Source organism: Polycladomyces zharkentensis (assembly GCF_016938855.1).
Taxonomy (GTDB): Bacteria; Bacillota; Bacilli; order Thermoactinomycetales; family JIR-001; genus Polycladomyces; species Polycladomyces zharkentensis.
In genome coordinates this window covers 80,575-107,416 of record NZ_JAFHAP010000006.1, presented here as the reverse complement: position 1 = coordinate 107,416, position 26,842 = coordinate 80,575, and the positions used below count along the sequence as shown (strand labels likewise).

Below are 26,842 nucleotides of genomic sequence, written 5' to 3'. Positions count from 1 at the left end.
TTGATGGATGTCCTTCACTTCATCCCAATTGCGCCTGTACTTTATCATGGGCAGTCAGGACTGCCCCGACCAAGACCCGATCGACGTGCTCGAACAAGCGATCGCAGGCGGTATCACGATGTTCCAGTTTCGCGAAAAAAATTCCGACCTTACGCTGAGCGAAACCGTCGCTTTGGGACGTCACCTGCGTGAGATTTGCCGCCAACACAACATCCCGTTCATTGTGAACGACCGGGCCGATTTGGCGCTCATCCTGGATGCCGACGGTGTACACGTGGGACAGGAAGATTTGCCCGCCCGGGAAGTTCGTCGCCTGATCGGACCCGACAAAATCCTCGGGGTGTCGGCTGAAAATGTCGCGGAAGCGCGGCAAGCCATCGAGGACGGAGCGGACTACATCGGGGTGGGACCCATGTTTTTGACGTCTTCCAAAGCGGATGCCGGGTTTCCCATCTATCCGGAGGCGCTTCAGGCGATTCGCGAGCAATTGGAGGAACCTTTCCCCATCGTGGGCATCGGGGGAATCACCGCATCCAATGCGCATAAAGTAATGGCTGCCGGTGCGGACGGCGTCGCCGTGATCTCCGCCATCGCCAAAGCGGAAAACCCCAGGCGGGCAGCCGAAGCATTGGCGCAGGCGGTCGGCTCCACAAAAATGTAATACCTCCCGTTCGTTTCCGTCGCGGCAATAATGGTACAATAGGTACTGACGACGAAAACAGGTGGGTTCACCCGATCGCCTCCGTGCGATGTTGAGATATGAGAAGGAGGTTTCCCGATGAAATACCGCAATCTACCCGGCATTGACACACCGGTATCCGAAGTGGGCTTCGGCGTTTGGTCCGTCGCCACCCCTTGGTGGGGGGTCAAAGATGATGCGTTCGGCAAACGCTTGTTGCGCATGGCATACGAAGAGTACGGAATCACTTTCTTTGACACTGCCGACGTCTACGGTCAGGGCAAGGGGGAAACCCTCTTGGCCGAAGCGCTGGAAGGACTTCGCGACAAGGTGGTGATTGCCACCAAGTTCGGGTACGACATCTACGCGAAGCGGGGCGACCGACACGGCGGACACTCCGAATTGCCCCAGCGGTGGGATGCCGCCTCGATCCGCAAATCCTGCGAAGAGAGCCTGCGCCGGCTGAAAACCGATGTAATCGACATTTATCAATTGCACAACGCACGGATGGAAGCCATCCAAAGCGAGGAAGTGCTGGAGACGCTGGAACGGTTGAAGGAAGAAGGAAAGATTCGCACATACGGCGTCGCGCTGGGACCGGACATCGGTTGGCGGGATGAAGGACTGGCCACGCTGGAAGAGGAACGGTACGACATGGCCCAAATCATCAACAACCTGCTGGAGCAGGACCCCGCCCGCGAACTGATCAAGGAGGCGGAAAAACGAAACAAAGCCTTGATCGCCCGCGTTCCTCATGCGTCCGGCCTGTTGGACGGTACGTACGATCCGGACAAGCACTTCGACAAACACGACCATCGTTCGCACCGTCCGATCAAGTGGATGCAAGCCGGTCTGGATGCGGTGCGTCAGATGAAATTCCTGTACGAAGGTACTGACCGGACCATTGGACAAGCGGCGATCCTCTACTCGTTGGCCAGTCCGGCGATCAAGTCGGTATTGCCCAACATCACGAGCGAAGAGAACCTGCGCGAATTTGCACAAGCGCCGGAGAAAACACCGCTGTCCGAGGAAGAAATGAAGAAGATCGAAGAGCTGTGGGAAGGCGGCTTGAAGGAACAACTGAAACAACCCTTTTCCAACAGCAAAAACAAGCCGACACCCGTGGCGGCACGCTGAACGTCACAATGGCACAAAATCACAGGCGGGGAATGTTCCCCGCCTGTCGGTTTCCCATGTTATCTTCCCCGGTCGTCCTTTCCTCTTGCCGGCTCATGCTCGCCTGCTTTCCACCTTCCGACGAAATCATTCACGATATATCCCACCAACAACGCCACGCCCACTGCGGTCAGAAAAATCAGAATCCCTATGGCAGACATGGCTTTCCCTCCTTCGATGCGGCCAGCATCTCTTTCTTATTTATATGTATAATCATTTCTGAAAGCTCCCCAATTTTTCCTTCCATCAAAAGATTTTCCCCTGATTTTTTCCCAAACCGTGCAACAATCGGCCAGGCCAGATCGTCAATAGGGGTGAACAGACAGGTACGCACCATAACGCTGAAAGGATGGCGTGTTGAACATTATGGATTTTCTTGATACTGTCAAGATGATCGTCAAGAAAGTGGGAGAATATCGAGATTTTGAGCATGCCGACAATTTCCGGGTTCGTATCTCGTCCGCAAACCGAAGTGATTCCCTCGTCATCCAAGCGTGGAACTCAGAAAACGGTCGCAGGATCATGGTCACTCATTACAATGGAGAACAAGTGGAAACGCAAACGACCGTCACGCCGATGGGCACACCCGTTAAATTGATGGTGCGCGGTGTTGTCGTACCATGCAAAACCACGGAACAAAGAAAACTGGCAATTCGACTTTTGAAAGAGTGGGCACCGTCCTTGCATCGGTTCATCCAGCCCGCCCGTGAATTGGGTAAAGAACAGAGACGAAAAAAAGACGTGCGCAGACTACCTTTATGGGAAAATATTCTCCGTGTTTTCTGACGATTCGCCCGATACACCCCCTCCGTCCGCTTCGAGTGTGTCTGGCGTTGTCCACAATACTTTCCCGGCTCACTCCACCTGCGCCCTGCAGGGATGCAGATGATGACCGCTCCGACCCGGTCAGCGCAGATCGCGGGCAAAGTACGCTTCGCTTTGAGGAAATTGCCCGCGATTTCAATCCCGCGCTTCCCGAGTCTTCGCTCAGTCAGGGCTTGGTCAGTCGCTCGTCCGGGAAAACATTGCTCCCTTACCAAATGACCGGACACGCCCTAAAACGAAGGGTTGTATCGGGTTTCAAACGTAATCGATCATCCGATGATACGGTGATCCTTTTGCCATGAGCGTAAGGGAAAACCAACCGGCGTACGGTAACAGGCACGAAAAAATCATAGGGGAGAGTGGATGACGCGTTATTTGACTTGAGGCATGAACCACCCCGGAATCTCACCGAGACCGGAAGATGCGCCTCTGGTGGCTTCAGCCGTGTGGAGGTCAATATGTTTCTTTCTGCCGCTGTCGTTCCAACCACTCCTTGGCAAAGTCGACCGCCGCACGCTGTGAAAACAGTTTTGCCTCCGACAACCCCACCCTGCCTTTGATGACGCATCCCGTCTCCCGCTCAAATGCTTCGCCCAATTCGAGGAACCGCTCCGTTTCGTGTTGAATCTCTTGATAGGTGACCCATTTGCGCCCACCCTCTTTCCAAACGGGGGCGCCGGCGATCGTCGTTTTTGCCCCTCTCACGCGGTATTCGGCCAGATGAAACGAGGTGTTGTTATCAAAACCGACCCCCAGTAACAAAACCTGACCATCCCGCTCATAAATCCGTGCCAACGGGGATGATTCACCCAAACCGTAATCGAGTGAATGCGACCGGGTGATTGCCTCCGCTTCCTTCCCCCATGCCGCAAACGAAAATGCGGGATGCGCACTGCGCAGCACGCCGGGCCAAGTGCGAAAGACTTCCACCGTTTTTCCCATTCCCCAAGCAGGAGTGATGCGCGGATCAAAAGCGGGCATCGTTTCACGGATGATCGGCCACCACGCCTGCGGCACGGGCGGATTCTCCCACGTCGCAGGATCGGAAACATCACCGGTGAATGTGGGCATGACGATGGTTCCCTCTTCCCTCACCACATCCATCAATGCCTGCACCAGTGCCACCGGTCCGCCACAGACGAATCCCAACGACCGAAGCGAACTGTGTACGATGACGGTCGCTCCCGGTTGCAAACCGAGGCGACGGAGATCCTCAGCGATACTGTCGCGCGTCAGGGTGACTTCCCCAAACAACATGTTCTTCTGTTGACTCATATCGCAGCTCCCTTTCCAATAACGTTCGATTTTTATTGTTTCTGAAAATGATGTTTTTTTGTCAAAAATATCGGCCCAAAACAAAACAACCCAGCGGTTTTTCCGCCGGGTGTCATTCTCCTCAGAACCAGAGGGAACCATTTGATTTCCATATCATTACATGACGGCTTCCATCGGCACTTTCGGGTCCGGTTCATAGGCGTTCATCGCTTCCACGACGAGATCGCCGAATTCTTCCGTGCTGACCGCCAACGCACCCGGTCCGGCGAGGTCGGCGGTACGATGCCCGTCGGCCAGCACCTTGCGTACCGCCTGCTCCACTGCTGTCGCCGCTTCCTCGTATCCGAAAGAATGGCGCAGCATCATCGCCGCTGACAGGATCATGGCAGCCGGATTGGCCACACTTTGACCGGCGATGTCCGGCGCGGAACCGTGAACGGGTTCGTACAGTCCCGTCGTGCCCTCACCCAGGCTGGCCGACGGCAACAATCCGATGGAACCCGTCAGCATGGCGGTTTCATCACTCAAAATATCGCCGAACATGTTCTCGGTGACGATCACGTCGAAGTCGGCCGGACGGCGGATCAACTGCATGGCGCAGTTGTCCACCAACACATGCTCCACCTGCACATCCGGATAATCTCGTGCCACGCGGTCCACCACCGACCGCCACAGGCGGGAGCTTTCCAAAATATTGGCCTTGTCTACGGAGGTCAGCTTTTTCCGGCGACCGCGCGCAATCTCAAAAGCCCGCCGCACGATCCGCTCCACTTCGCGCTCGTGGTACACCAGCGTATCCGTTGCCTGTTCGCCGTCTTCCAACCGCTCCCGTTTCTTTTCACCGAAGTAGATGCCGCCGGTCAACTCGCGCACCACGAGCAGATCGACACCCTTCACCACTTCCGGCTTGAGGGTGGAGGCATTCTCCAATCCCTCAAACAGAACGGCCGGCCGCAGGTTGGCATACAAGTTCAGCGACTTGCGCAATCCCAGCAATGCCTGCTCAGGGCGCAACTCCGGCGGGTTGTTGTCCCATTTGGGACCGCCGACCGCCGCCAGCAACACGGCATCCGACTGTTGACAGAGCGAAAGCGTCTCTTCGGGAAGCGGGTTGCCGACGCGGTCAACCGCCCCTCCTCCCGCCATCCCGAAGGTAAACTGAAACGAATGACCGAATTGGTCTTCCACCTTTCGCAATACTTTCAGCGCTTCCTCCATGATTTCCGGACCGATTCCGTCACCGGGAAGCACTGCGATTTTTTTCACCGTTCCCATATGCTTCTCTCCCTCCGTTTGCCTTCATCCCAACACCGCATTCAGCGCAGCATCCTTTTTCGCCTGCTTCCGCGTCAGCAGACGGTTGATTGCATCGATATACGCCCGTGCGCTCGCTTCCAGTACGTCGGTACTTACCCCCCGACCCTGCACGGTCATCTCACCTTGACGCAGTTGGACGTACCCTTCACCCAGTGCATCCGTACCCTGTGTGTTTGAAGCCACTTTGTAGTCGAGCAATTCCACTTCTTCGCCCGTCGCCCGATCGATCGCTTTGAAGATCGCATCGATCGAGCCGTTGCCGCATGCCGCTTCTTCCACTTGGTCTCCTGTTTGACGGTTTCGCAAACGAAGCGATGCCGTCGGCAATGCATGGTTGCCATAGGAGAGCTGGATCGATTCCAGTTCGAAAATCTCCGCAACCTCGCCTTGCTTTTCCTCCGCCAGCGCGACCAAGTCCTCATCGGTAAGTGTCTTTTTACGGTCCGCCAATTCCTTGAAACGGACAAACAGGGCATTGATCCGTTCATCGGATAACGAATAACCCAAAGCCTCCAACCGTTCACGAAATGCGTGCCGCCCCGAGTGTTTGCCCAGGACCAGCTTGGTCTGAGAAAATCCGACAGTCTCCGGCCGGATGATCTCGTATGTTTCCTGGTGTTTCAACATGCCATCCTGATGAATGCCCGATTCGTGAGCAAAGGCGTTGGCACCGACGATTGCCTTGTTGGCAGGCACAGGCATCCCCGTCAGTTTGCTGACCAACCGGCTGGTCCGTGCAATTTCAGCCGGTCGAATCGTAGTCGTAACTTGATAATAGGATTGACGCGTATACAATGCCATCACGACTTCTTCCAATGCCGCGTTGCCTGCGCGTTCTCCGATCCCGTTGATGGCTCCCTCCACTTGATCCACTCCGGCCCGGACAGCGGCCAAACTGTTGGCCACAGCCAATCCGAGGTCATCGTGACAGTGTGCGCTCAGTTTCACCCGCTCCACAGCCGGTACCCGCTCTCGCAGTTGCACAAAGATGTTGGCGTATTCATCCGGTGTCAGGTATCCCACCGTATCCGGGATGTTGAGCACGTCGGCACCGGCCCGGATGACGACGTCCGCCACCTCGCAGAGAAAGTCGAGCTCCGTGCGCCCCGCGTCTTCCGGAGAAAACTCCACGACGGGAAAAAACCGTTTGGCATACCGCACCGCCTCTGCCGCCTGCTCCAACACTTGCTCTTTCGTTTTTCTCAGCTTGTATTTACGGTGAATGGGCGAGGTGGCGAGAAAGATGTGAATGGCGGGCTGCTTCGCTTCTTTCAACGCCTCCCACGCCGCGTCGATATCCCGCTGTACCGCCCGCGACAGACTGGCCACGGAAGCATCGGTCACCACCCGCGCCACCTCGCGGACAGCCGCATGATCGCCGGGGGAAGAGGCGGCGAACCCCGCCTCGATCACATTTACACCCAACCGTTCCAGCTGCAGAGCGATTTCTACCTTTTCCTCCGTGCTCAGATTGACGCCGGGCGATTGTTCGCCGTCCCTCAAAGTGGTGTCAAAGATCTGAACCGTTCGCATGGCCATCCCCCCTTCGTCCTCAAGACTGTACCGGTTCTTTTTTCTTATCGTCCAGCCAGGCCATCATACGGCGCAATTCCGCTCCCACCCGTTCCAGTTGATGGTTTCTCTCCTCTTCCCGCAAACGTTGGAAGTTGGGGCGCCCTTGCCGGTTTTCGTCGATCCAGTTGCGGGCGAAGGTGCCGTCCTGAATTTCCTTCAACACTTCTTTCATCGCTTGACGCGAAGCTTCTCCCACGACGCGTTTGCCGCTGGAATAGTCACCGTACTCAGCCGTGTCGCTGACCGAATACCGCATGTTGGCCAAACCGCCCTCATACATCAGGTCGACGATCAATTTCAATTCGTGCAAACACTCAAAATAGGCGATTTCCGGCTGATAACCCGCTTCCACCAGCGTTTCGAACCCGGCTTTGACCAGCTCGCTCACACCACCGCACAACACGGCTTGCTCGCCGAACAAGTCCGTTTCCGTCTCCTCTTTGAAGGTGGTTTCGATCACGCCGGCCCGGGTGGCACCGATGCCTTTGGCATAAGCCAATCCCAGCTCCTTGGCCTGACCGCTGGCGTCCTGATGTACCGCGATCAATGCCGGAACACCGAAACCTTCTACGTAGACGCGACGTACCAGGTGACCCGGTCCCTTTGGCGCGATCAGCACCACGTCCACGTCGCTTGCCGGCCGGATCTGACCGAAATGAATGTTGAACCCGTGGGAGAAGAACAGGGCCGATCCCGATTTCAAATGAGGGGCTACCTGTTCCTGATACACCTTGGCCTGCACTTCATCCGGCAGCAGAAGTTGCACGACGTCCGCGCGGCGAACGGCCTCGTCCACCTCAAACACTTCAAACCCGTCTTGTTCCGCCTGTTCCCAAGAGCGCCCCGGACGAAGGCCGATAATGACGTGAACGCCGCTGTCCCTAAGGTTTTGCGCTTGGGCGTGACCTTGGCTGCCATACCCGATCACTGCGACGGTTTTCCCTTTCAATGCGTCCAGTTGTGCATCTTGTTCATAGTACATTTTCACCATGTTGCATTCCTCCCCGTAAAATGTATGTGATGTGAACGGATCCGCTTTGATGAAGTCCTTACGCATGCATTTGCGCTTTGGGTTGAATCTGCATGCTGCGCGGCAGGGCGGTAATCCCTGTCCGTGCCAGTTCCTTGATGCCGTACGGACGCAGCAGTTCGATGAGCGCATCCAGTTTTTCGCGGTCACCGGTTGCCTGGATCATCAAGCTGTTGATGCCGACATCGACGACCGACGCCCGGAACGGTTCAATGATCCCCTGGATCTCCGCCCGATTGGAGGCAGTGGCCCCCACCTTCACCAGCAGCAGCTCCCGGGCCACCGACTGTTGGATGCTCAAATCCTGCACCTTGATCACATCGATCAATTTGTGCAAATGCTTGGAAACCTGTTCCATCGTCCGGGCATCTCCGTGAGTCACGATCACGATCCGCGACAGACCGGGTTCTTCGGACTCACCGACACTGATGCTCTCGATATTGAAATTGCGTCTGCCGAACAGGCTGGCCACCCGTGCCAGCACGCGCGGCTGGTTGTTGACCAGAATCGAAATGATGTGTCTCATGCTTTTTCATCCCCCAGCATCATCTCATCCAGTCCTGCTCCCGGCGCCACCATCGGATAGACGTTTTCCTCCGGGTCCACCTGGAAGTCGATTACGACCGGGCCGGGATGATCCAGGGCCTCCCGCCAAGCCTGACGTGCTTCATCCACCGTACGTGCCCGCAAACCTTTGACGCCGTAAGCTTCCGCCAGCTTGACGAAATCCGGGCTGCCGGACAAGTCCACTTCACTGTAGCGGCGTTGATAGAACACTTCCTGCCATTGCCGGACCATGCCCAAACATTGGTTGTTGATGATGGCCACTTTGACGGGAATGTTGGCCAGCGCCACCACGGCCAGTTCCTGGGCGGTCATCTGGAAACCACCATCTCCCGTCACGGAGATCACCGTCCGGTCGGGATAGGCCAACTGCGCACCGATCGCGGCGGGGAACCCGAAGCCCATCGTGCCCAGGCCACCCGAGCTGATCAGCGAACGCGGCCGGGAGAAGCGGAAATATTGCGCCACCCACATCTGATGCTGACCCACATCAGTGGTGACGATCGCATCCCCACCCGTCGTTTCATACAGGTGTTGGATGACCCATTGCGGTTTCAGCATGTTGTCACTTTGTTTATAGGTGAGCGGATACTGCTGTTTCAGCCCCTTCAGTTTTTCCAACCAAGCTTGGGACTGACTGACCGGCGGGTCCTTAAGGGCCGTTTCCAACACCCGCTTCACATCACCGACGATCGGAATGTAGGTGTCGACATTTTTGCCGATTTCTGCGGGGTCGATATCGATGTGAACGATCTTGGCCCCCGTGGCGAATTTGTCGATCCGCCCCATGGTCACCCGATCATCAAACCGGGCGCCGATTCCGATCAGCAAATCGCATTCCAGCAACGCGCGGTTGGCCGCCACCGTCCCGTGCATCCCAGGCATCCCCAACCACAACGGGTGCGTGCCGGGGAAGCCACCGATTCCCATCAATGTGGTCGTCACCGGAATTTGCGCCCGTTCCGCGAACGCGATCAATTGCTGATCGGCTCCGGAGGTGACCACTCCTCCACCGGCCAAAATCAGCGGTCGTTTCGACTCGGCGATCGCCTGTTGCAATTTCTCGATCTGCAGCGGATGCGGGTTTGTCGTGGGCTGATACCCACGGATGGATACCGTCTCCGGATAGGAAAAAGGCGCCTTGGCATTGGAGACATCCTTGGGGATGTCGATCAGCACCGGACCCGGTCTGCCGGTGGTGGCGATATGAAACGCTTCTTTCACCACCCGCGGCAGGTCTCTGACATCCTGCACCAAATAACTGTGCTTGGTGATCGGCATGGTAATGCCCGTGATGTCCGCTTCCTGGAACGCATCCGTACCGATCAGATTTTGCGGGACGTTGCCGGTGATACACACCAACGGGATTGAATCCATCTGTGCGGTGGCAATCCCCGTCACCAAGTTGGTCGCCCCCGGTCCGGACGTGGCAATCACCACACCCGGCTTGCCCGTTGCCCTTGCGTATCCGTCCGCGGCGTGTATCGCCCCTTGTTCGTGGCGGTACAAAATGTGCTTGATGCTCCCGTAATACAGTGAATCGTAAATCGGAAGCACCGCTCCACCCGGATAACCGAAAATAAATTCCACTTTCTCTTCAATCAGACAACGAAGCAAAATCTCGGAACCGGTCAGCTCACGATCAGTCGACGCTTGTTTCTGATCCGTCGTCATCGTTGCTGTCGTGGACAATTCTGGAACCCCCTTTGAAAAAATGAAAACCTTTCACCCGTTGACAACAGCGAACACACCTGTCGTCTAGATTGGGGCGAAAGGTTCGCGGTACCACCCAACTTCACCGCCGCCTCGCGGCGAACGGCCTCCACCGGTGCACTCTCGGCGAGCACACCGCGTCGATAACGGCGACAACCGGAGAACACCTACTCGGGGATGCACCGTTACATCCCGTTTCGATGGTCGGCTCCAAGGTGAGAGGGACAACCGGCGCGTGATCCCGTCTCATCAACCCGGGACTTTCTGTGACACGCCATCCGGCTCCCGTCCTTTTCACAGCCTTTGGACTCATCAGTTTTTTTCGTCAATAAAAACAAGCCTCTTCCAACAGGTGGACGACTCGATCCCCAGCACAAAATACACACAGGTACCGAGTCTGGTCAGAACCTGCCGCAGAGGCTTTTATCCTCACGGTGTACACCCGCCGTCCGGCGAGTGCTGGTGTCGCTCGGTCACAGTCCCCTCGCGGGCGGAACCCTAGACACCCTCCCAACCAGAACTGCTCGTTGTCCGATTTACTGAACCATTTCGATTATTTAGGTGTTATTATAGTCACCTCGGTTTGCGGATGTCAACCGGTTCAATTACTCTTTTTGTCTAAAAATTTTGTGAAAGCGATTCCATCAGCTTGGGGTGAGGTGAATCCAGATTTCAAACTTTTTGTGACAATGGATCAAATCAGATTTCCCGCAGCACAGCTCCCGTGCTCGCGGAGGTGACCAACCGCGCATAACGCCGCAAATAGCCGCCTTTCACTTTGGGTTCCGGTTCCTGCCATTTGGCGAGACGCTCCTGGATCACTTCGTCGGGAACATCCAGATGGATGCGCCGGTTGGGCAGGTCGATCTCGATGATATCGCCCGGCTCCACTACGGCGATCACACCACCTTCCGCCGCCTCGGGAGAAATATGACCGATACTGATGCCACGCGTCGCGCCGGAAAAACGTCCGTCCGTGATCAATGCCACTTCCTTGCCCAGTCCCATGCCTGCAATCGCCGACGTGGGCGCCAGCATCTCCGGCATACCGGGACCGCCTTTGGGACCTTCGTAGCGGATCACGACGACATCGCCGGATTTCACCTTGCCAAGCATAATCCCGGCCAACGCATCTTCCTGCGACTCAAACACGACCGCCGGACCGCGGAACTTCTGAATCGAGGGATCGACTGCACCCGTTTTGATCACCGCACCGTTCGGCGCCAGGTTGCCATACAGGATGGCCAATCCACCCGTCTTGCTATGTGCTTTTTCCAGCGGACGGATCACTTCTTCATCCCGAATTTCGGCATCGGCGATATTTTCACCCAGCGTTTTCAAGGTGACCGTCGGTCGGTCAAGGTGGAGCAAACCGTCAATTTTACTCAGCTCTTTCAGAATCGCCGAAATCCCTCCGGCACGATCGATATCCTCCATGTGCCATTGCCCGGCGGGACTTACCTTGCACAGATTGGGCACCCGTTCCGACAATTCGTTCAACCGGGACAAAGGATATTCCACGCCCGCTTCATGCGCGATGGCCAATGTGTGCAGCACCGTGTTGGTGGAACCACCCATCGCCATATCCAGCGCAAACGCGTTGTCAAGCGATTCGAGTGTCACGATGTCGCGCGGCTTCAAATCCGCCTCGATCAGCTTCAGAATCTGCCGTGCCGCGCGTCGGGCCAGCTCTTTCCGCTCCGGCGTGGTTGCCAGGATGCTGCCGTTACCCGGCAGGGCGATCCCGAGCGCTTCGGCCAGACAGTTCATCGAGTTGGCGGTAAACATCCCCGAACACGAGCCGCAGCTCGGACAGCCGTGATCCTCCAGCAGTTTCAACTCCTGCTCATCGATGCGCCCGGCCTTATAGGCACCCACTCCCTCAAAGACGGAAGCCAGGTCGACGGTGCGTCCGTCCGGCAACCGCCCGGCAGCCATCGGCCCGCCGCTGATGAAGATGGTCGGGATGTTGACCCGCATCGCCCCCATCATCATTCCCGGTGTAATTTTGTCACAGTTGGGGATACAGATCAGACCGTCAAACCAGTGCGCATTGGCCACGGTCTCCAGGGAATCCGCAATCAGCTCCCGGCTGGGCAGAGAGTAACGCATGCCGATGTGACCCATCGCGATCCCATCGTCCACACCGATCACGTTGAATTCAAAGGGCACACCGCCCGCTTCCCAAACGGCTTCCTTCACCACGCGGGCAAATTCGTCCAGATGTTTGTGCCCTGGGATGATTTCCACAAATGAGTTGCAAATTCCGATAAACGGCTTGTCAAAATCCTCATCTTTCAGTCCCGTCGCCTTGAGCAAACTCCTGTGCGGCGCCCGGTCAAAACCCTTTTTGATTTTGTCGCTTCGCATCAGTTCGCCCCCTTCTCAATAAAAGAAATATTGTTGACAATCTTAGTATAAAATCACCAATCTGTCCACAGGGGGGGATCTGATTTTTTTGCAATCGTGACAAAATACACGAACCGGCATATACTGTATTTAGATATTTATCTAATCATCTTAGAGGTGATATTCCTGAACGACACGTTTAAAGCATTGGCTGATCCCACGCGCCGGCAAATTCTCCGTCTGTTGCGAAAGGGGGATTTGACCGCCGGGGAAATTGCCGGACATTTCAACATGACCAAACCCAGCATCTCCCATCATCTCAACCTGCTGAAGCAGGCACGCCTGGTATTGAGCGAGCGAAAAGGCCAGTATATCGTCTACTCGCTCAACACCACCGTTGTCCAAGAGGTTTTGCGTTGGCTGATGGAGATCAGTGACACTCCCAATCGGAAGGAATGATGAGCATGATTGGAAATGATCGGCATTGGCGTTGGTGTGACTGGGCGTCACTGGCGGTGGCAATCCTCCCGCTCCTGATTGCATGGACGTTGTATCCCGCCCTGCCGCCCAAGATGGCCGTCCATTTCGGGTTCTCCGGTCAACCTGACGGATACCAGCCCAAAAGCATCTTTCTGATCAGTCAGTCATTGTTATTGCCGGCCATTCCCCTGCTGACCAAATATCTGCCCGTCCTGGACCCAAAACGGGAAAACTACGCCAAATTTCGCCGTTTTTATGAGATCTTCCGCTTGACGATCACCACGTTTCTGGCCGTGATGTTCGGCTTGATCCTGGCTTTCAACCTGGGATACCGCATCCATATGCAGATGGCCGTATTGCTGATGGTCGGATTGATCTGGATGGTGATCGGAAATTTCCTGGGTCAGGTCCGGTTCAACTATTTCTTTGGGATCAGGACCCCTTGGACACTGGCGGACGAAGAGGTATGGCGACGCACCCACCGCTTGGCGGCTCCTCTCTGGATGATTGCCGGCGGGTTGATGCTCATCTCCGCTTTTCTGCCCGGCTGGATGTCAGTGGGGATGTTGGTTGCGGCAATCATTCTTACGGCTATGATTCCGGCCGTTTATTCGCTCATTGTCTACCGAAAACGTCATCGGTAAATTCATCGCACGTTATTCAGGTGCCAACCTTTCCGATCCTTCATCTCTGTTGAAAAAACGGTTGAACACTCGCGCTTTCTGGAGCGGGTTTGAATTTCCCGTCGAGTGCTGAACTTCGGACGGGAAATCGGAGTCCTGATTCGTTTTTCGCTCTTCTAACATTCAAAAAACAGGAAAAGCTAACCAAGAGCAGAATAAGGGTAGCTTTTCTGTGTTGGCTGCTTCAAACTGTGTTCCCAAACGCTGATGACTGTCCATCCCTGTTTTCAATCGTGTTCAGTCACTTCTTGGTCTCTTGCTTTGTTTCTGGTCAGCTTGTTGATCCAACCATCCCGGTTTGTTTTCGGGATGATTGTGTGCTCAGGACAAATACGCCAGAAACGGGAATCCAGGAAAATCGCGATCTCTGAAACGGCTCGCCAATTGTGAATGAAGGTGCTGTCTGCCTGATAAATGGGAAAAGCTACCCCGGAAAGGGGTAGCTTTCGTGTGTTTGAGCGTTCCTGAAGTACCGCAACGGCTCAACAAGTTCACCATATCTGAAAAGTAACCATTCCGTTGGTTTAGATGATTTTTCACGTCAGAAATCAAAGTTGTCCGGGTCGGGGCCAAAGCGGTGGTTTTTGTTCAACGCATCCAGTTTCGCCATGTCTTCCGCCGTCAGTTCAAAATCAAAGATATCCGCATTTTCTTTGATGCGATGTTCTTTCACGGATTTGGGAATGGTGACCACACCATGCTGGAGATCCCAACGCAACACGATTTGCGCCGGCGTTTTGCCGTATTTTTTTGCCAGCTCCTGAATCTCCGGAACGTTGACCACTTCCCCTTGCATGAGCGGGCTCCAGGCTTCAAGCTGGATGTTTTGCTCTTTGCAGAAGGCGAGCAGTTCCTTTTGCGTCAGGTAAGGGTGAAACTCCACTTGGTTCACCATCGGTTTCACTTCGCAGTCTTCCATCACATCCTTGAGATGGTGCACCTGGAAGTTGCTCACACCGATTGCCCGCACCCATCCCTCTTTATACAGTTTCTCGAGCGCTTTCCACGTTTCTTTGTATTTTCCTTTCACCGGCCAGTGTACCAAGTACAGATCCACATATTCCAGACCCAATTTCTTGCGGCTGGTTTCAAATGCCTTTAAGGTGGACTCATACCCTTGATCAGCATTCCACACTTTCGTCGTGATAAACAATTCCTCGCGCGGTACCCCGCATTCCTTGATCGCTCTGCCGACACCCTCTTCGTTTTGGTAAACCGCCGCCGTGTCCACACTGCGATAGCCGATTTGGATCGCCGCTTTTACCGCATTTTCCACTTCGCTCCCTTCTTTTGCTTTCCAAACGCCCAAGCCGAGCCATGGAAATTTTACGCCGTTAGCCAAAACAGTCGTATCCGCGATATGTTTCGCCATTTATGTATTCCTCCCGCTATTTGAGTTGGGGCTTTCCCCTGAGAGATTGATCCCCTTTGCACAAACTAAATATTAGGAAGTTACTTTTCTTATTTTATAGAAAATCCGATCCAAGATCAAGAGTAGTTTGAAGAAACGGCCATCAGAGCGTGAAACCGACCGATCGAAAATTGCTCTTTTCCCCTTCTTTTTATATAATTAACTAAGTTAACATTTCATTCGTCGGAAAGGAGTGCAGTGTGAGTACCAGGCAGGAACTGCTGAATGAATTGGAGATTTCCCTCAGAACTTTGATTCGCAAACTGCGGAAGGAAATGCAGGTCGTCTTGGGTGAAACCATCTCCAGCGGCGATTTCTTCGTCCTCAAACAGCTCAGGGAGAAGGGACCGCAAACCGTGTCGGAACTGGCCCAGGAATTGGAGGTATCCGCCAGCCACATCACCAATGTGACCGATCGTTTGGTGAACAAAGGTTGGGTGGAGCGCCAACGCTCCCGTCGCGACAAACGAGTGGTGGAACTGCGGATCACAAACGAAGGGGAAACGACCATCCGGGAGCTGGAAGAGAAGAAACGGGCTTATTTCCAACGTCGGTTCGATGGTTTGACGACGGAAGAAATCGAAACGATGACGCGTCTGTTTCGGAAATTAATCTGACAGACGCGTTTCGTTTGGCGATTATTTCACTTAATCAATTTTTCTGTGGTCTAATGAATAGAAGGAGGGGAATGGATGGAGCATTTGGATACGAAACGCAAACTGACGATTATGGTGGCAATCATGGCGTCCATGTTGTTCGCCGCATTGAATCAGACCATCATCGGCAACGCGTTGCCCCGTATCGTTTCCAAGCTGGGGGGCATGTCCTATTTCAACTGGGTGTTCACCATCTACATGCTGACGTCCAGCATCACGGCCATCTTGGTCGGCAAACTCTCTGATATCTACGGCCGGAAGCCGTTTTTGCTGATCGGGATCGGACTTTTCGTGACGGGGTCCCTTTTGTGCGGCACTGCTACTGATATTTTCCAACTCATTTTGTATCGCGGGTTTCAGGGATTGGGCGGAGGGATGATCATGTCCACGGCGTTCACCTCCGTCGGGGATTTGTTTCCGCCCCGCGAACGGGGACGTTGGCAGGGTGCCCTGAGTGCCGCGTTTGGAGTGGCCAGCGTGCTGGGACCCACATTGGGCGGGTATATCGTGGATCATTGGGAATGGCACTGGATCTTCTGGATCTTTCTTCCCGTCGGTCTGGTGGCCTTTCTGTTGATCTGGTGGCTGTTCCCGTCGGTCAGCCGCAAAGAGAACGAACCGATCGACATAGCGGGGTCGGTTTTCCTTGCGTTGACCATCACACCGCTGTTGCTGGCCTTCTCTTGGGCAGGGAGTAAATATGCCTGGTCCTCTCCCACCATCATCGGCCTGTTCGGCGGTTCGATACTGGCGTTGATTTTGTTCGTCTGGGTGGAGCGAAAAGCGAAAAATCCGGTCCTACCCCTGCATCTGTTCGGTAACCCCATGTTTACCCTGTCCAACCTGGTGAATTTCACATTGGGAGTCGGCATGTTCGGGGCGATCATCTATACCCCGTTCTTCATCCAGGGCGTGATCGGCACTTCTGCCACCCGATCCAGTTTCGTGACCATTCCGCTTACCTTGAGCATGGTCGTCGCCAGTATCATCGGCGGTCAAATCGTCTCACGCACAGGGAAGTACAAAGGACTGGCCCTGTTCGGCATTTTGCTCATGGCGGTCGGCATGTATCTGATGTCATTATTGGATACCGATGCCACAAACGGCGCGGTCGTCCTCTATATGATCATCATCGGGACGGGATTGGGAATCGCTTTTCCCATTTTCACGCTGACGGTGCAAAACGCTGTGGAACACCGCCATCTTGGTGTGGCCACTTCTTCCAGCCAACTGTTCCGGCAAATGGGAGGCACCGTTGGCGTAGCCGTGATGGGAACGATTCTGTCCGGCCACATGAAAGACGAAATGTCACGGTTGACGGCACAACATCCTGCACAACCGGCCCCGTCCCCTGTGTTGGCGCAGAAACTGAGTGACCTGAACAACCCACAAATCCTGTTGAACCCGGACCGATTGGCGCAAATTCGGAACAGCCTTCCGGAATCCATGGCGGGGATGTTTGACCATATTCTCCAAATGTTGAGGACGACACTGGCTCATGCACTGGACAGCGTATTTTTTGCAGGAGCGATCGTGCTGTTCGCCGCACTGATCTTCACCTTGTGGCTGAAAGAGATTCCACTGCGCACCTCCAATCAAGGGGGCGACACGCCACCAAGAGAAAAATCAGCGAGTCATGTTGTTCAGGAGCAGGCCAGTCCGTAACCCGACCCTCTCACCTGTCCATCAGGGCAGGTGTTTTTTTATGAAAAAAACAAAAGGACTTTACGAAAAAATCGAAAAGTGATGATAAAAAGAGAGAGAGAGACGAAAGTCCCAAGACCAAAGGAGGATGTTTCGTGAATCATCTTGGTTGGAAGCGGACGATTGTTGGGCTGGTCCTATTGTTGGCGGTCTTCGGGATGATGCCGTTCCTGTTCCCTGCCCATCGGGCAGAGGCCGCCACTTACACATCCGTCGTATCGGATGTGGTGGATGGTGACACCATTCATTTGCAAACACCGGTACTGGGGTCCACTACTGTTCGTCTGGTGTCCGTCGATACCCCGGAAACCAATTACAACGGGCAGAATCAGGGACACCACGCCTACGATGCATCCAACTATCTCAAACAGCTGTTGCCTCCGGGAACGCCAGTCACCATCGAGACCGACGTGGAAGAAAAGGACAGCTACGGCCGCGTACTGGGTCATGTATGGAAAGGCAATCTCGACGTCAACAAGGAGATCTTGCGCCAAGGCCATGCCGTGACGTATTACATCTATCCCAACATGAAGTATTACGAGGAATACCGCGCCGCAATGCTCGAAGCGAAACAGGCGGGACGGGGAATCTGGAATCCGGCCGACCCGCTGACGGAACTGCCGTTTGAATTTCGCTTGCGCATCGGTGGCCGCCAACCGGACAAATACGTAGGTGATTATTACACCAAAACCTACGTAGACCCGGCCAACTACAAACAAATTCCGGTTGAAAACCGCGTCTTTTTCTGGACGGAAGCCGATGCGCAATCAGCCGGCTACACGCGCGACAACGGGGGAAACACCGGCCCGGTCTTGATCAATGAGGTTCTGCCGGCCCCCCAAACGGCATATACCAAGGAATTCGTGGAATTGTACAATCCGTCCGACAACCCGGTCAATATCGGCGGCTATATCATCGATGACATCGTCGGCGGCGGTTCCGCTCCCTACACGATCCCGTCAGGCACCACCATCCCCGCCCATGGATACTGGGTATGGGAAACCAGCAACTATTTCAACAATACCGGTGATGATGTCACATTGAAAAGTCCTTCAGGAACGATCGTCGACCAATATACTTATTCCTCCACCGCCTATGATGCGTCCTGGTACCGCAAACCCGACGGTGGCAACTGGTCCGCTACCCAGGACAGTACCCCGACGAAAGCTGCATCCAATCAATAAAATCTGCGGTTAAATCCAAACGTTCACCATTTCTTCATTTACTTCCCGGCCCGTCTCTCGCTATACTGGTGAAAGAAATGAATAACTTTTTGACTATCGGAGGAGCCTGTCACCCAAGGGCTCCTTTTTGCTTTTTTGGGGCCCTTATGACAGGAGCTCCCCATTTGCAGGAGGAGGTTAAACATGGGGCAAACCATCATTGCAATCACGATTTTTCTGATCACCTATGCCGTGATCGTCACGGAAAAAATCAATCGAGCCGTGATTTCACTGTTGGGTGCATCATTGCTGGTTCTCGCGGGAGTGCTGGACATTCACCGGGTGTTTGAATACTACATCGAATGGAATACGATTACGTTGCTGATCGGCATGATGATCCTGGTGGGCATTCTCAACAAAACGGGCGTCTTTCAATATGTGGCCATCAAATCCGCCAAAGCGGCCAAGGGAAACCCGATCCGCATCCTGATCGTGTTTTCACTGCTGACAGCGGTGGCATCTGCTTTTCTCGACAATGTGACCACCGTACTGTTGGTGGTTCCCATCACACTGGCAGTCACCCAAATATTGAAAGTAAGTCCGGTTCCCTTTTTCATCTCGGAAATCATCGCTTCGAACATCGGGGGAACCGCCACCTTGATCGGCGACCCGCCCAATATCATGATCGGATCGGCCAATGAACACCTGACGTTCAATGCCTTCCTGATCCATCTGGGACCTGTGGTGTTGGTGATTCTCGCTGTCAGCTTGTTGCTGTTGTACTGGATCTATCGAAAACAATTGGTCACCGATGAGGAACATGTCTCCCGATTGATGGAGATGGACGAAGAATCCTATATTCAGGATCGGAAATTGGCCAAAAAATCATTGTTCGTTCTTGGGTTGACCATCCTCGGTTTTGTATTGCATTCCGTCATCCATGTGGAAGCCTCCGTCATCGCCATCACCGGAGCGACGGTGCTGATGCTCATCGGCTTGGACAAAAAGAAAATCGAAGAGGCATTTGATTATGTGGAGTGGGAAACCATTTTCTTTTTCGCCGCATTGTTTACACTCGTGGGCGGATTGCAGGAAGTGGGTGTCATCAAGCATTTGGCCGTTCAACTGTTGGATTTCACGAAAGGGAACATCCCATTGGCCGCTACGCTGATCTTGTGGGTCTCCGGGATCGCTTCGGGTGTCATTGACAACATTCCGTTCGTGGCCACGATGATCCCGCTGATTCAGGATATGACAGCCACTCTCGGACTTCCCGTCAACTCTCCGGAAACGAATGCACTGTGGTGGTCGTTGGCGTTGGGCGCTTGCCTGGGTGGAAACGGCACCATCATCGGCGCTTCCGCCAACGTGATTGTGGCCAACATCGCGGCCCGGGAAGGCAAGGGTTTCAGCTACGTGGAATACCTGAAAGTGGGCGCCCCCATCACGCTTCTGTCTTTGGCGATCGCGCAAGTGTATCTGTACCTCCGCTATTTGATGCACTTCTAGGGCGTGTCCGGTCATTCCGCGGGAGCAATGTTTTCCCGGACGAGCGACTGACCAAGCCCTGACTGAGCGAAGACACGGGAAGCGCAGGATTTAAAATCGCGGGCAAATTTCTCAAAGCGAAGCGTGCTTTGCCCACTTGCGCTGACCGGGTCGGAGCGGTCATCATCTGCATCCCTGCAGGGCGCAGGTGAAGCGAGCCGGGAAAGCACTGTGGCCAACACCAGACACACTCTGGGATATGTCCCCTTCATGTGGACGTTGATCCTCCAATCAAAACCCCCTCGCCCATAGGACGAGGGGGTGATCGCATTCATCAAGCGTTCAGTTTTTCTTTCGCCAGGTTGGCCAATTCGGCAAACGCTTTTTGGTCGTTCACCGCCAAGTCGGCCAACATTTTGCGGTTAATTTCCACACCCGCTTGTTTCAAGCCGTACATCAACCGGTTATAGGACAAACCGTTCATCCGTGCCGCGGCGTTGATCCGGGTGATCCACAATTTGCGGAAATCGCGTTTGCGCTGACGACGGTCGCGATACGCATACATCAGCGACTTCATCACTTGTTGTTTCGCAGTGCGGAACAATGTATGTTTGGAACCAAAGTAACCTTTGGCCAGTTTCAACACTTTTTTCCGACGACGGCGCGTCACTACCCCGCCTTTTACACGTGCCACAAACAATCCCTCCCGAAATCAATCCAACAAATTGTGAAACCTCATTTGTAGGCAATCAGTTGCTTGATCCGTTTCACATCACCTTTGGCCATGATGGCACTTTTGCGCAGTCTCCGTTTACGTTTCATGGCCTTTCCTTCCAGCAAATGACTTTTAAACGCATGATTGCGTTTTACTTTTCCAGTTCCCGTTTTGTTGAAGCGTTTGGCCGCAGCGCGGCGAGTCTTCATTTTCGGCATGCAAGCTCCTCCTCACTGCTGTTTCGGACTCAAGATCATGATCATCTGGCGCCCTTCCAATTTGGGCTGGCGCTCCACTTGACCGAGATCTTCCACTTCCTTGGCCATCCGGTTCAGGATGCCCAGGCCGATCTCTTGGTGCGTGATCTCCCGTCCGCGAAAGCGGATGGTCAGCTTCACTTTGTCCCCGCTTTGCAAGAACTTCTTCACATTGCGCAGTTTGGTCTGCAAATCGTGCTCCTCGATGGACGGACTGAGCCGAACTTCTTTGACCTGGATGGTTTTTTGCTTCTTGCGCGCTTCTTTTTCCCGTTTGCTCTGTTCATAGCGGAATTTGCCGTAATCCATGATCCGACACACCGGCGGCTTCGCTTGCGGCGCAACGTTGACCAGATCCAAGTTGGCCTCCTGCGCCATGCGGAGCGCTTCCCTAAGCGGTACGACCCCGATCTGATCTCCGTTGGGGCCGATCAATCGGACCTCACGGGCACGAATCGCTTCATTGACCTGATGTTCCCTGCTGATAACCTGCCACCTCCGAGGGGTATTTGGGCTGGATAAGAAAAAAAGTGCGGGCACACGCCCACACTTTGCTTCCGAATCATCGACGATGACAACCTTCCAACTGCGCAAATATGCGTCGAAAGGTGAGAAGCGGGGCGCTTCTGCTTGATCACCGCTCAATCATATCATGGGCGGTTTTATTTGTCAAGCGTCAACCTTTCGCAATGATCACTTCTTCGCTTCGATTTCCCGACGAATCCGATCGATCACATCATCCACCGGCCGGGCACCCTGATCTCCTTCGGACCGGTGACGGACGGCCACCGTGCCGGCGGATTGCTCTTTTTCGCCGACGACGAGCATATACGGGATTTTTTGAAGCTGAGCCTGACGAATCTTGTATCCGATTTTCTCGTTGCGGTTGTCCAGCTCGGCGCGGATGCCCGCTTCTTTCAGGCGATCAACCACCTGCTGGCCGTATTCGTTGAACGACTCAGAGATGGTCAATACACGCGCCTGAATGGGAGACAACCAGACCGGCAGGGCTCCTTTGTAATATTCCAGCAGGAAGGCAACAAACCGTTCCATCGTCCCGACGATGCCACGATGGATGACCACGGGACGATGCGGCTGACCGTCTTCGCCGATGTATTCCAGTTCAAACCGGTTGGGCAGATGGAAATCCAATTGAACCGTTGACAGCGTTTCGTCTTTGCCCAATGCGGTTTGCACCTGCACATCCAGCTTGGGTCCGTAGAAAGCCGCTTCCCCTTCAGCCACAACGTATTCCAATCCGAGATCGTCCATGGCATTTTTCAACATCTGTTGCGCCATGTCCCACATCTCGTCGTTTTGCACGTATTTCTCCTTGTCTGCCGGATCTCGGAACGACAAACGGTACCAGAAATCCTTGATGCCGAAATCCTCGTATACCTGCCGGATCAGCCGTACCACTTTGGTGAATTCGGACTGGATCTGATCCGGTCGGCAGAAAATGTGGGCATCGTTGAGCGTCATGGAACGAACCCGTTGCAGACCGGCCAGGGCACCGGACATCTCGTAACGGTGCATCGTGCCCAGCTCAGCGATCCGCACCGGCAGATTGCGGTAACTCCGCAGTTCGCTTTTGTAAATCATCATATGATGCGGACAGTTCATCGGGCGAAGTACCAATTCTTCATTGTCCATCTTCATCGGAGGATACATGTCCTCATGATAATGATCCCAGTGACCGGAGATTTTGTACAGCTCCACATTGGCCAGATGGGGCGTGTACACGTGGTGATACCCCAGCCGTTCCTCCAGATCGACAATGTAGCGCTCAATCACGCGGCGAATGGTCGCGCCATTGGGCAACCACAGCGGCAATCCCTGCCCCACTTCAGGCGACAGGGTGAAAATTTTCAGCTCTTTGCCCAGCTTGCGGTGATCCCGCTGTTTGGCTTCTTCCAACCGTTGCAGATACTCGTCCAGTTGCGATTTCTTCGGCCATGCGGTGCCGTAGATGCGTTGCAACATCTGGTTGTTGGCGTCTCCCCGCCAATATGCGCCTGCGATGCTGAGCAGTTTGAATGCTTTGATCTTCCCGGTCGACGGCAGATGCGGCCCTCTGCACAGGTCAAAAAATTCTCCCTGCTCATAGATGGTGATGGTTGCATCTTCCGGCAAATCACGGATGATCTCCAGTTTCAGATGATCGCCGATTTCCTCGTAAATCCGGATCGCCTCCTCACGCGAGACGACTTTGCGCTTGATGGGGAGATTTTCTTTGACGATCTTCTCCATTTCCGCCTCGATTTTGGGCAGATCTTCCGGGGTGAGGCGAACCGGCAGATCGATGTCGTAATAAAACCCATCCTCAATCACCGGGCCGATCCCCAGTTTCACATCGGGATACAGCCGTTTGATCGCCTGAGCCATCAGGTGTGCGGTGCTGTGACGATACACTTCCAACCCTTCCGGATCGTCCAGGGTGAGTATCTTCACCTCCGCCTGATCCGGCACCTCGGCGGAAAGATCGACCGGCTTGCCGTCGATCATCCCGGCGACCGCTTTTTTGTGCAATCCTTTGCTGATCGAAGCGGCGACATCTTCCACCGTAACCGGCCGATCATACTCGCGAACCGAACCGTCAGGCAATTTGACCGCTACGCTCATGCTTCTTCCTCCTTTTCGACAAATAAAAAACGCCCGGCCCAAAGGGACGAGCGTGGTTGTCGTGGTTCCACCCTTTTTCGGACAAGCCCGACTCGGGCATGCCCCTCTCGTCACGGATAACGGCGTGAACCCGGCAACCGATACTGATTCGTCCCCAAACGAACGTTCCCGGTTGCAGCATCGGAGGTGGTAAAACGATCACCAGCGGGTTCGAGGGCTTCCAGCCGATGGCCCCCGTTCTCTGGCAACCATGCGTGACCGTTTCATGTCCTCGTCATGGCCTGTCCTCAATGGATTTGTACGTGAAATTTGTATGTATTATAAGACAGGAGGAAACCCCAGTCAAGCATCCGAATGCGAATGGGCTTCCTCCCCGCAGCGTGCGCACCCCCGGCACATATGGATCCGGCCTTCAAACACCTGCTTCAGCGTACGGACAACATTGGCCTCTTCGTGACGGGTGTGCAAAATCACTTGTTCGGGTGCGACAGTAAGCAGCGTGCTGACGATCAGGTCTTCGTGCGAAAACGCTTGTTCCATCAACTCATCAATCGTACTGTCCGCTTCCTGAACGATGAGTGGTTTCCCATCCGATTGCAGGAGTTGAAAACATCGATCCCCTTCATGCAATACATGGACCAACTGGACTTTTGGTTTTTGCATGGATACGAAGTAGCGCAAGAGTTGAATAAATTCCTTGTATTCCTGGTCCAGGAGATATTCATCAATGGCGTGATTCACCAGTTTGCGCAACGCCCGCAGATACGACTTTAAGCGGAAAGTGATAAACCCATCGACAGATAGCATGGAGCTCGTATGAAGAAAACGTTCCAGGTGACGGGCGATTTTTTCCTTTCTCTGCAAACGCAGGCGAGACGACTTGTTTTTCTCATTGGCGATCCGGTCCGCATACGCTTCAATCCGGGCGATTTCACCCGGCTGATGTGCCTGATAACCGCGCCGGATCAAGCTCCGGATCATGGCCGGTTCCCGACATGACAAGATAAAGTGGGCAATCCCTTTCCCCAGTTCCCGACATACGGTTTTTTCCGCCTCTGTACCTCGTTTGAGACAGGAAAACCGAAACACGACGCGATCCGGCGTTTCCCATTCCTGCAACCGGCAGTCCCACCCGGCAGCAGTAAGGTGTTCCTGCCTGCGGTTCAGGCAGCGCCTGAGCTGATCCACTTCATTCCTCGCTTGATTGGGCAATGTGATCAGATACGCCGCCATCCCCGTCCGCTCCTTTGTCCTACAAGTGTTATTCCTAGTATATGGACGCGATGGCGGAGGTATACATGAATCAATCATACGGCTGACGAAAGGAAAATTAATACCTTTTGGCAATAGACTGAAATCGGTTTATCTTTTAAGATGAAGTCATCTCCCCCCTTGTGAAAAAGGAGGTATAAGCGATGCCGACCCCGCAGGAAGTACGTGCACAAATCAAGCGGTTGGGATTCAATCGAGTTCGTTCATGGATGGTTTTGCGGGAAATCAAGCAGTTGCCGCAAGTGCTTTTGGAAGGAGAAAACATCGAATTCCTGGTGTATGGTCGGTACCAGTATCGTCACGGCATTTTGGTGGCCACGGACCAACGGTTGATCTTTCTGGAGAAACGGCTGTTCTCCCTGCACGTCGAGACGTTCGATTATCACAAAATCGCCGCTGTCGGCTTTTCCACCGGTATTTTGTTCGGCTCATTGGAGATCCATGTTTCCGGCAATCATCTCCGCATCAACGGCATCGACAAAACGCGCATCCAACCACTCGTCGCCACTATACGTCAACGTATTGTGCAATCGGCCAAATCGGCAGAAAACGGGCCTCTGGATGATGACATCCTGATCAAATTGGAACGGCTGGCCAAGTTAAAAGAGCAGGGAGTGATCACCAACGAAGAACTGTTGGAACAAAAAAAGCGGATCTTGGTCAGCTGATCCGCAGATGTCATACCTGATAAGCAGTATCCAGGCTCCGCTCCGTATCCTCGTGACATCGGGTGGGCCCTTTTTCTTGTTTGCTCCTGTTTCCCCATCTGAAAAGTCGCTTACCGGAACTCCGTTGTACTCACCGAATTCGCCGCAAAAAGCCGTTGGGATTGGTGGTGATGAAATACTTTGCCCGCATGCTGTCCGACAAAACGGTCATGGTGACCGGCCAAAAAATCGCCCACCGCTTCCATCGGCCCCGGTCCAAGCTCCGGATAAACGGGATGTGGTATCCTCCACGATCAAATAGCTGCCCACCGTTACGATCCGGCTGTACAGCTCCAATTCTTTTTTCACGTTTTCCCGGCTGTGATCCGAGTCCAGAATCACCATCACGGTTTCTGCCTGGCCGATTTCCTTTGTTGCCCCAATTTTGCTGACGGAACCAATCCGTTTCGGGGAATCATCCCAAAAAAAAGAGCTGTTTCCCGGAATGTTTTCCCGAAAAACAGCACTTCATGACGGCATTGTGCCTCAGTCAACGACAACGCAACTCACCTGGTTGGGGAAGCGAAAACAGTCCCGCGGCCACCGCTTCTTGATAAAAAAAAGAGAATACAAACCATACCATCAACAGACAAGCACACCACAAAGCGATGATTCCCAACACCTTGTCCAAGCCGCCACCGGTTTTCACGCGAATCCCCAACGCCTTGAAGCCGACTTTCAATTTCCACGGCCAAAAAAGCGGAATCCCTTTCGGCGTCATGGCGTCCGTCAGCAAGTGGGAACCGTAGCCGGCCACCGCTGCCAAAGCATATTGGGGCCATGCCTGCTGCATCACCCACGCCAAAATAGCCGTGCCAACTATCGAATGTGTAATCGTCCGATGCGGAACGAAGGCGACTACCATCGCCCAAATCCCGCAAGCCCATGCCCAATCAGGCCATTTATACAAGTAGGAAAGGAATAAGACCACCGCTCCCAGAAGCGCCAGCAAAATGGAGCGAAGTTGACAGGTTTTGGGGACGAATCGGAACAGCCACTTATTCAGCATACTGCCGTCTTCGTCGATATCCGGCAACAAAGACGCAAAGCCGGCGACGGCAATGGTCGTCACCGTCGGGATCAATTCGTCGGAAACCCCTGTCACACCGGCCACAATTGTTCCGGTTGCGATCCCGACCGCCAGATGGGTTTTTCCGGTCACTTTACTTCCCTCCATTTAC

26 protein-coding genes and 1 other annotated feature are annotated in these 26,842 nt (G+C 54.2%); of the genes, 10 read left to right on the top strand and 16 right to left on the bottom strand.

Going from position 1 to position 26,842, the window contains the following annotated elements; genetic code table 11:
- Nucleotides 1-7 precede the first annotated feature (7 nt).
- A complete protein-coding gene (gene thiE / locus JQC72_RS05975) occupies nucleotides 8-661 on the top strand; it encodes a thiamine phosphate synthase (RefSeq protein ID WP_205493748.1) in 654 nt (217 codons plus the stop codon).
- Nucleotides 662-778: 117 nt separating this feature from the next.
- The gene (locus tag JQC72_RS05970; RefSeq protein WP_205493746.1) at nucleotides 779-1,816 is read left to right on the top strand and encodes an aldo/keto reductase; all 1,038 of its coding nucleotides are present in this window, start codon (nucleotides 779-781) and stop codon (nucleotides 1,814-1,816) included.
- Between the two features lie 59 nt (nucleotides 1,817-1,875).
- Here the strand turns inward: JQC72_RS05970 and JQC72_RS05965 are convergent, their stop codons facing one another.
- A complete protein-coding gene (locus tag JQC72_RS05965; protein WP_205493745.1) occupies nucleotides 1,876-2,016 on the bottom strand; it encodes a hypothetical protein in 141 nt (46 codons plus the stop codon).
- A 196-nt stretch (nucleotides 2,017-2,212) separates the two neighbouring features.
- On the opposite strand from JQC72_RS05965, the gene JQC72_RS05960 reads away from it, so the two are divergent.
- A complete protein-coding gene (locus JQC72_RS05960) occupies nucleotides 2,213-2,641 on the top strand; it encodes a hypothetical protein (protein WP_205493743.1) in 429 nt (142 codons plus the stop codon).
- Nucleotides 2,642-3,133: 492 nt separating this feature from the next.
- Here the strand turns inward: JQC72_RS05960 and JQC72_RS05955 are convergent, their stop codons facing one another.
- From JQC72_RS05955 to ilvD, 7 genes are all read right to left on the bottom strand, one after another.
- Nucleotides 3,134-3,955 carry an AAC(3) family N-acetyltransferase gene (locus JQC72_RS05955; protein WP_205493741.1) on the bottom strand — a complete coding sequence of 274 codons (822 nt, stop codon included), beginning with the start codon at nucleotides 3,953-3,955 and terminating at the stop codon, nucleotides 3,134-3,136.
- 156 nt (nucleotides 3,956-4,111) lie between these two features.
- Nucleotides 4,112-5,230, bottom strand: coding sequence for a 3-isopropylmalate dehydrogenase (leuB, locus tag JQC72_RS05950; RefSeq protein WP_205493739.1), 1,119 nt, complete (start codon nucleotides 5,228-5,230; stop codon nucleotides 4,112-4,114).
- 24 nt (nucleotides 5,231-5,254) lie between these two features.
- The gene (locus JQC72_RS05945; protein WP_205493737.1) at nucleotides 5,255-6,805 is read right to left on the bottom strand and encodes a 2-isopropylmalate synthase; all 1,551 of its coding nucleotides are present in this window, start codon (nucleotides 6,803-6,805) and stop codon (nucleotides 5,255-5,257) included.
- Between the two features lie 19 nt (nucleotides 6,806-6,824).
- Nucleotides 6,825-7,838, bottom strand: coding sequence for a ketol-acid reductoisomerase (ilvC, locus tag JQC72_RS05940; RefSeq protein WP_205493735.1), 1,014 nt, complete (start codon nucleotides 7,836-7,838; stop codon nucleotides 6,825-6,827).
- A gap of 58 nt (nucleotides 7,839-7,896) precedes the next feature.
- Nucleotides 7,897-8,403, bottom strand: a complete 507-nt coding sequence (gene ilvN / locus JQC72_RS05935; protein ID WP_205493733.1) for an acetolactate synthase small subunit — start codon at nucleotides 8,401-8,403, stop codon at nucleotides 7,897-7,899.
- Entirely contained in the window at nucleotides 8,400-10,115 is a 1,716-nt protein-coding gene (gene ilvB / locus JQC72_RS05930; protein WP_205493957.1) for a biosynthetic-type acetolactate synthase large subunit, read from the bottom strand. Before ilvB ends, ilvN begins: the two co-directional genes overlap by 4 nt.
- Nucleotides 10,116-10,853: 738 nt before the next feature.
- Nucleotides 10,854-12,524 carry a dihydroxy-acid dehydratase gene (gene ilvD / locus JQC72_RS05925; RefSeq protein WP_205493727.1) on the bottom strand — a complete coding sequence of 557 codons (1,671 nt, stop codon included), beginning with the start codon at nucleotides 12,522-12,524 and terminating at the stop codon, nucleotides 10,854-10,856.
- Between the two features lie 165 nt (nucleotides 12,525-12,689).
- On the opposite strand from ilvD, the gene JQC72_RS05920 reads away from it, so the two are divergent.
- Together JQC72_RS05920 and JQC72_RS05915 are read left to right on the top strand one after the other, a co-directional pair.
- Complete coding sequence (locus JQC72_RS05920) at nucleotides 12,690-12,962, top strand: autorepressor SdpR family transcription factor (protein WP_205493954.1); 273 nt, start codon at nucleotides 12,690-12,692, stop codon at nucleotides 12,960-12,962.
- A gap of 5 nt (nucleotides 12,963-12,967) precedes the next feature.
- Complete coding sequence (locus JQC72_RS05915) at nucleotides 12,968-13,627, top strand: SdpI family protein (protein WP_302104550.1); 660 nt, start codon at nucleotides 12,968-12,970, stop codon at nucleotides 13,625-13,627.
- A gap of 580 nt (nucleotides 13,628-14,207) precedes the next feature.
- Here the strand turns inward: JQC72_RS05915 and JQC72_RS05910 are convergent.
- A complete protein-coding gene (locus JQC72_RS05910) occupies nucleotides 14,208-15,038 on the bottom strand; it encodes an aldo/keto reductase (RefSeq protein WP_205493725.1) in 831 nt (276 codons plus the stop codon).
- Nucleotides 15,039-15,277: 239 nt separating this feature from the next.
- Between JQC72_RS05910 and JQC72_RS05905 the strand changes: the two genes are divergently transcribed.
- The 4 genes from JQC72_RS05905 to JQC72_RS05890 all read left to right on the top strand — a co-directional run bounded on the left by JQC72_RS05905 (nucleotide 15,278) and on the right by JQC72_RS05890 (nucleotide 20,109).
- Nucleotides 15,278-15,694 carry a MarR family winged helix-turn-helix transcriptional regulator gene (locus tag JQC72_RS05905; protein ID WP_205493724.1) on the top strand — a complete coding sequence of 139 codons (417 nt, stop codon included), beginning with the start codon at nucleotides 15,278-15,280 and terminating at the stop codon, nucleotides 15,692-15,694.
- A 75-nt stretch (nucleotides 15,695-15,769) separates the two neighbouring features.
- Nucleotides 15,770-17,398: an MDR family MFS transporter gene (locus JQC72_RS05900; protein WP_205493723.1), complete on the top strand. Its 1,629-nt coding sequence runs from the start codon at nucleotides 15,770-15,772 to the stop codon at nucleotides 17,396-17,398.
- A gap of 134 nt (nucleotides 17,399-17,532) precedes the next feature.
- A complete protein-coding gene (locus JQC72_RS05895) occupies nucleotides 17,533-18,621 on the top strand; it encodes a thermonuclease family protein (protein WP_335342410.1) in 1,089 nt (362 codons plus the stop codon).
- A 183-nt stretch (nucleotides 18,622-18,804) separates the two neighbouring features.
- On the top strand, nucleotides 18,805-20,109 hold the full coding sequence (locus JQC72_RS05890) for an ArsB/NhaD family transporter (RefSeq protein WP_205493721.1): 1,305 nt from the start codon (nucleotides 18,805-18,807) through the stop codon (nucleotides 20,107-20,109).
- A gap of 313 nt (nucleotides 20,110-20,422) precedes the next feature.
- Here JQC72_RS05890 and rplT read toward each other — a convergent pair whose 3' ends face one another.
- The 5 genes from rplT to ytxC form a co-directional block, all read right to left on the bottom strand.
- Nucleotides 20,423-20,782, bottom strand: a complete 360-nt coding sequence (gene rplT, locus JQC72_RS05885; protein WP_205493719.1) for a 50S ribosomal protein L20 — start codon at nucleotides 20,780-20,782, stop codon at nucleotides 20,423-20,425.
- A gap of 41 nt (nucleotides 20,783-20,823) precedes the next feature.
- Nucleotides 20,824-21,021, bottom strand: coding sequence for a 50S ribosomal protein L35 (gene rpmI / locus JQC72_RS05880; protein ID WP_205493717.1), 198 nt, complete (start codon nucleotides 21,019-21,021; stop codon nucleotides 20,824-20,826).
- 12 nt (nucleotides 21,022-21,033) lie between these two features.
- On the bottom strand, nucleotides 21,034-21,546 hold the full coding sequence (infC, locus tag JQC72_RS05875; protein ID WP_205493950.1) for a translation initiation factor IF-3: 513 nt from the start codon (nucleotides 21,544-21,546) through the stop codon (nucleotides 21,034-21,036).
- Between the two features lie 32 nt (nucleotides 21,547-21,578).
- Nucleotides 21,579-21,698 (bottom strand) — a sequence feature (ribosomal protein L20 leader region).
- A gap of 55 nt (nucleotides 21,699-21,753) precedes the next feature.
- Nucleotides 21,754-23,682 carry a threonine--tRNA ligase gene (gene thrS, locus JQC72_RS05870; protein WP_205493715.1) on the bottom strand — a complete coding sequence of 643 codons (1,929 nt, stop codon included), beginning with the start codon at nucleotides 23,680-23,682 and terminating at the stop codon, nucleotides 21,754-21,756.
- Between the two features lie 342 nt (nucleotides 23,683-24,024).
- Entirely contained in the window at nucleotides 24,025-24,915 is an 891-nt protein-coding gene (gene ytxC / locus JQC72_RS05865; RefSeq protein ID WP_205493712.1) for a putative sporulation protein YtxC, read from the bottom strand.
- Nucleotides 24,916-25,097: 182 nt separating this feature from the next.
- Between ytxC and JQC72_RS05860 the strand changes: the two genes are divergently transcribed.
- Nucleotides 25,098-25,622 (top strand): PH domain-containing protein, encoded by a 525-nt coding sequence (locus JQC72_RS05860; protein WP_205493711.1) that lies wholly within the window; start codon nucleotides 25,098-25,100, stop codon nucleotides 25,620-25,622.
- Nucleotides 25,623-25,829: 207 nt separating this feature from the next.
- Here JQC72_RS05860 and JQC72_RS05855 read toward each other — a convergent pair whose 3' ends face one another.
- Nucleotides 25,830-26,027: a CmcI family methyltransferase gene (locus JQC72_RS05855; RefSeq protein ID WP_335342413.1), complete on the bottom strand. Its 198-nt coding sequence runs from the start codon at nucleotides 26,025-26,027 to the stop codon at nucleotides 25,830-25,832.
- A 124-nt stretch (nucleotides 26,028-26,151) separates the two neighbouring features.
- The gene (locus JQC72_RS05850) at nucleotides 26,152-26,823 is read right to left on the bottom strand and encodes a metal-dependent hydrolase (protein ID WP_205493708.1); all 672 of its coding nucleotides are present in this window, start codon (nucleotides 26,821-26,823) and stop codon (nucleotides 26,152-26,154) included.
- Nucleotides 26,824-26,842: the final 19 nt, after the last annotated feature.

Excerpts from the sequence above, each read along its gene's own strand:
- ilvC (WP_205493735.1), bottom strand. The coding sequence starts at position 7,838 with ATGGTGAAAATGTACTATGAACAAGATGCACAACTGGACGCATTGAAA.
- ilvD (WP_205493727.1), bottom strand. The coding sequence starts at position 12,524 with ATGCGAAGCGACAAAATCAAAAAGGGTTTTGACCGGGCGCCGCACAGG.
- thrS (WP_205493715.1), bottom strand. The coding sequence starts at position 23,682 with ATGAGCGTAGCGGTCAAATTGCCTGACGGTTCGGTTCGCGAGTATGAT.
- ilvN (WP_205493733.1), bottom strand. The coding sequence starts at position 8,403 with ATGAGACACATCATTTCGATTCTGGTCAACAACCAGCCGCGCGTGCTG.
- JQC72_RS05945 (WP_205493737.1), bottom strand. The coding sequence starts at position 6,805 with ATGCGAACGGTTCAGATCTTTGACACCACTTTGAGGGACGGCGAACAA.
- JQC72_RS05915 (WP_302104550.1), top strand. The coding sequence starts at position 12,968 with ATGATTGGAAATGATCGGCATTGGCGTTGGTGTGACTGGGCGTCACTG.
- thiE (WP_205493748.1), top strand. The coding sequence starts at position 8 with ATGTCCTTCACTTCATCCCAATTGCGCCTGTACTTTATCATGGGCAGT.
- ilvB (WP_205493957.1), bottom strand. The coding sequence starts at position 10,115 with ATGACGACGGATCAGAAACAAGCGTCGACTGATCGTGAGCTGACCGGT.
- rpmI (WP_205493717.1), bottom strand. The coding sequence starts at position 21,021 with ATGCCGAAAATGAAGACTCGCCGCGCTGCGGCCAAACGCTTCAACAAA.
- JQC72_RS05965 (WP_205493745.1), bottom strand. The coding sequence starts at position 2,016 with ATGTCTGCCATAGGGATTCTGATTTTTCTGACCGCAGTGGGCGTGGCG.
- JQC72_RS05890 (WP_205493721.1), top strand. The coding sequence starts at position 18,805 with ATGGGGCAAACCATCATTGCAATCACGATTTTTCTGATCACCTATGCC.
- ytxC (WP_205493712.1), bottom strand. The coding sequence starts at position 24,915 with ATGGCGGCGTATCTGATCACATTGCCCAATCAAGCGAGGAATGAAGTG.
- JQC72_RS05860 (WP_205493711.1), top strand. The coding sequence starts at position 25,098 with ATGCCGACCCCGCAGGAAGTACGTGCACAAATCAAGCGGTTGGGATTC.
- JQC72_RS05955 (WP_205493741.1), bottom strand. The coding sequence starts at position 3,955 with ATGAGTCAACAGAAGAACATGTTGTTTGGGGAAGTCACCCTGACGCGC.
- JQC72_RS05910 (WP_205493725.1), bottom strand. The coding sequence starts at position 15,038 with ATGGCGAAACATATCGCGGATACGACTGTTTTGGCTAACGGCGTAAAA.
- JQC72_RS05970 (WP_205493746.1), top strand. The coding sequence starts at position 779 with ATGAAATACCGCAATCTACCCGGCATTGACACACCGGTATCCGAAGTG.
- JQC72_RS05900 (WP_205493723.1), top strand. The coding sequence starts at position 15,770 with ATGGAGCATTTGGATACGAAACGCAAACTGACGATTATGGTGGCAATC.
- leuB (WP_205493739.1), bottom strand. The coding sequence starts at position 5,230 with ATGGGAACGGTGAAAAAAATCGCAGTGCTTCCCGGTGACGGAATCGGT.